Origin of the sequence: Taibaiella helva, assembly GCF_003545695.1 — a bacterium.
Taxonomy (GTDB): Bacteria; Bacteroidota; Bacteroidia; order Chitinophagales; family Chitinophagaceae; genus Taibaiella; species Taibaiella helva.
The window spans coordinates 1-1320 of record NZ_QUZZ01000034.1 but is presented as its reverse complement, the minus strand read 5'-3'; the positions used below and the strand labels follow the sequence as shown (position 1 = coordinate 1320).

Sequence of the window (1320 nt, the reverse complement as noted above, 5' to 3'; positions counted from 1 at the left end):
GTCACAAAGAGAATTCATTTACCAATTATTGAGAAGCTACTCATGTTAGGGAAGGTGCGAACAAGTCCCTGATATGAGATCATGTTTGTCATCTGGAGCCATGAAAAAGGGTTCATCATGAGTCATCAGCTCACCTTCGCCGACAGTGAATTCAGCAGTAAGCGCCGTCAGACCAGAAAAGAGATTTTCTTGTCCCGCATGGAGCAGATTCTGCCATGGCAAAACATGGTGGAAGTCATCGAGCCGTTTTATCCCAAGGCTGGTAATGGCCGGCGACCTTATCCGCTGGAAACCATGCTACGCATTCACTGCATGCAGCATTGGTACAACCTGAGCGATGGCGCGATGGAAGATGCTCTGTACGAAATCGCCTCCATGCGTCTGTTTGCCCGGTTATCCCTGGATAGCGCCTTGCCGGACCGCACCACCATCATGAATTTCCGCCACCTGCTGGAGCAGCATCAACTGGCCCGCCAATTGTTCAAGACCATCAATCGCTGGCTGGCCGAAGCTGGCGTCATGATGACTCAAGGCACCTTGGTCGATGCCACCATCATTGAGGCACCCAGCTCGACCAAGAACAAAGAGCAGCAACGCGATCCGCAGATGCATCAGACCAAGAAAGGCAATCAGTGGCACTTTGGCATGAAGGCCCACATTGGTGTCGATGCCAAGAGTGGCCTGACCCACAGCCTAGTCACCACCGCGGCCAACGAGCATGACCTCAATCAGCTGGGTAATCTGCTGCATGGAGAGGAGCAATTTGTCTCAGCCGATGCCGGCTACCAAGGGGCGCCACAGCGCGAGGAGCTGGCCGAGGTGGATGTGGACTGGCTGATCGCCGAGCGCCCCGGCAAGGTAAGAACCTTGAAACAGCATCCACGCAAGAACAAAACGGCCATCAACATCGAATACATGAAAGCCAGCATCCGGGCCAAGGTGGAGCACCCATTTCGCATCATCAAGCGACAGTTCGGCTTCGTGAAAGCCAGATACAAGGGGTTGCTGAAAAACGATAACCAACTGGCGATGTTATTCACGCTGGCCAACCTGTTTCGGGCGGACCAAATGATACGTCAGTGGGAGAGATCTCACTAAAAACTGGGGATAACGCCTTAAATGGCGAAGAAACGGTCTAAATAGGCTGATTCAAGGCATTTACGGGAGAAAAAATCGGCTCAAACATGAAGAAATGAAATGACTGAGTCAGCCGAGAAGAATTTCCCCGCTTATTCGCACCTTCCCTTGCTCGACAGCCGTCATCGAATATGCGCGAATATAAGCCTGCCTCTCTACCGATCATCCAAATTTATATGCAGG

The 1320-nt window shown here is 52.0% G+C and carries 1 protein-coding gene; it reads left to right on the top strand.

Annotation, left to right across the window (positions count from 1 at the left end):
• The first annotated feature begins 117 nt into the window (after positions 1-117).
• Positions 118-1098, top strand: a complete 981-nt coding sequence (locus DZC79_RS20995) for an IS5-like element IS5 family transposase (protein ID WP_026141915.1) — start codon at positions 118-120, stop codon at positions 1096-1098.
• Positions 1099-1320 lie beyond the last annotated feature (222 nt).